General features: G+C 46.3%; 3 protein-coding genes. 1 reads left to right on the forward strand and 2 read right to left on the reverse strand.

Translation table 11 applies throughout. The features are described 5' to 3' along the window. The coding region (locus GRP75_RS23710) for an MFS transporter (protein ID WP_160790540.1) at positions 1-819 on the reverse strand (819 nt) is incomplete at its 3' end. Between the two features lie 187 nt (positions 820-1,006). Here GRP75_RS23710 and GRP75_RS23715 point away from each other — a divergent pair. After that, entirely contained in the window at positions 1,007-2,482 is a 1,476-nt protein-coding gene (locus GRP75_RS23715; protein WP_013310938.1) for an aminotransferase class I/II-fold pyridoxal phosphate-dependent enzyme, read from the forward strand. Positions 2,483-2,588: 106 nt separating this feature from the next. Here the strand turns inward: GRP75_RS23715 and GRP75_RS23720 are convergent. Beyond that, positions 2,589-2,741: DUF1292 domain-containing protein (locus GRP75_RS23720; protein WP_160790541.1), on the reverse strand; the 153-nt coding region annotated here is incomplete at its 5' end.

Raw genomic sequence — 2,741 nt, forward strand, 5'->3', positions numbered from 1 at the left:
CCCGAGGTCCGTCCGAGCGTATAGCGTCAGTACCGGGCTGATTAAACCGATAACAAAAGACTGCAAAAACAGCGCCGGGTAAATTAACGGATTGACGTTAAGCTTTGTTTTGAGCACGCCAATCGTCTCCTGGATTCCTTTCAGAACTCCCCGCTTCTGCTTTATGTGCCCATCAGACGACACTAGAGCGCTCTGTTCGAGGTCACCTTTGTTAGCAGACCTTTTCGGTCCTGGCAGCATGAGAGCAACCAACAACAATACAACACTGCATCCTATCAAAATCATGAACACCATGCCGTAAGAATGCCCATAGTGGGATATGGCGAAGTTCATAATGAGCGGACCCAATCCCGTTCCGCCCATAGACGCAATTTCCAGTGTGCCCATCGCCGCGCCATTGCTGTTATTAGGCCCGGACATTTCGGTCGTTCCGGTCATAACACAAGGCCAGAGCGGAGAAGTACCCAGACCGAGCAGCAGACACGCGACGACGAGCCACACGGGCTCTGACAGTACGCTCAGCATAATAATAGCTACAAGCGTAAACAACAGTGCGGTCGACATCGTTCCACGGTAACCAAGCCGTTCAGCCATCCAGCCCGCCGGTGCCCGGAACGCATTGTCTCCAAAATATTGAAGTGAAAAGGCTAAACCAATAATCCCGGCTGACAAACCAAGCGTTTCTCCCATATATACCGGAAGGATGGATACCAGAAGAGATCCTTTCATAAATTCGACTAGAAATACCAAAACCCACAATTTGCTAAAAAAAGGAGTCCACAGCCGCTGCGGAGCTTCTTTTCGTCCTTTTTGCCACATCTAATCCACATCCTCCACCTTCGTTTTTTGGCTATAAAGACCGGGTTCTCCGCCTACTCCACTCTTTCGCAAATAAATGCGCCCTCAATCGCTTGCATTCCTACTTCAAACTGCTATACTCAATTTTGTTCTATTATCACTTGCACAGGATTGTCGAAATCCTGCACGAAAGGTTGTGACAACACTAATGAATCAAAGCAACACCCCGCTTTTTACTGCTTTGAAGAAGCACGCTCAGAGCAACCCGGTTCAATTTCACATCCCAGGTCATAAAAAGGGAGTCGGAGCAGATCCGGAATTTCGCGAATTTATGGGGGATAATGCCTTTTCCATAGATATGATCAACATCGCTCCATTGGACGATCTGCATCAACCAACAGGTGTCATCGAAGAAGCCCAAAAGCTTGCAGCAGATGCCTTCGGAGCAGATTATACTTACTACAGTGTACAGGGGACAAGCGGAGCCATCATCACCATGATTATGTCCATTTGCTTGCCAGGTGATAAAATTATTGTACCCAGAAACGTACACAAATCTATAATGTCTGCCATTATCTTTGCTGGTGCAAAACCAGTATTCATTTCTCCAGTCAGTGATGAAAATCTCGGTATTCACCACGGGGTTACAACCAAGTCCGTACGCCGGGCATTGGAACGCCACCCTGACGCCAAGGGCGTCCTTGTTATCAACCCGACATATTACGGTGTGTGCGCCGACTTAAAAGAAATTGTAGATCTCGCTCACAGCTATAATGTGCCGGTCCTGGTCGATGAGGCTCACGGGGTACTAATTCATTTTCATCCTGATCTACCGATGTCCGCCATGGAGGCGGGAGCAGACATGTCAGCTACAAGTGTCCACAAGCTGGGCGGTTCCTTGACACAAAGCTCGATCTTGAATGTAAATACGAAAAACGGATACGTTAACCCACAACGTGTACAAACGATTTTCAGTATGCTGACAACGACATCCACTTCGTATCTCCTGTTGGCTTCCTTGGACACATCCCGACGCAACCTAGCACTTAACGGTCATGAAATAGCACAACGAGCCCTTGATTTGGCTGAATATTGCCGCTCAGAGGTTAACAAGATTGAAGGACTATATTGCTTTGGTAGTGAAATTCTCGGCACGGAAGCTACCTACGATTATGATCCAACCAAAATTACGGTTCATATCCGTCATTTAGGTCTTACCGGATACGATGTCGAAAATTGGCTGAGAGATCACTACAATATCGAGGTTGAGCTTAGCGATATGTACAATATTCTCTGTTTGGTGACCCCTGGTGATACCAAAGAGGAAATTGAAATTTTGTTGAAAGCTCTGCGTGAGCTGGCTTCTCTGCACTATTCCACAGGTCAGGAGCATGAGCTGGTTGTAAAGATACCGGATATCCCTCAGCTCTCCCTTATTCCAAGAGACGCTTTTTATGGAGATACGGAAATCGTGCCTTTCAAGGAATCTGCTGGCCGCATTATTGCAGAATTCATTTATGTGTATCCACCTGGTATTCCGATCTTACTGCCAGGAGAAGTTATTTCGCAGGACAATATTGATTATATTGTTGATCATGTAGAAGTAGGCCTGCCTGTTAAAGGACCTGAGGACCGAACAGTACATCAAGTGAAGGTTATCGTCGAGACTGACGCTATTTCATAATATTGAACTGTCAACACATGCTTACAAAATATGTTGATAGCCAACAAAAAAAGCCCCCATTTGGGGGCTTTTTTCTTGAAGAGCTATACAGCTGCTACATCCAATTCTATTCGTATTGAGCAACAAGCTCGCTATATGCGGCTTCTACACGTTTCCACTCATCTTCGTCCTCAATATTGTAAAGCACCATTTCTTCGTTTTCTTCTTCCATACGAAGAATAATGCCATCCGCTTCGGGATTGCCTCGCTCAAGCAGAAG

It is taken from the genome of Paenibacillus sp. OT2-17 (assembly GCF_009827695.1).
GTDB lineage: Bacteria > Bacillota > Bacilli > Paenibacillales > Paenibacillaceae > Paenibacillus > Paenibacillus polymyxa_B.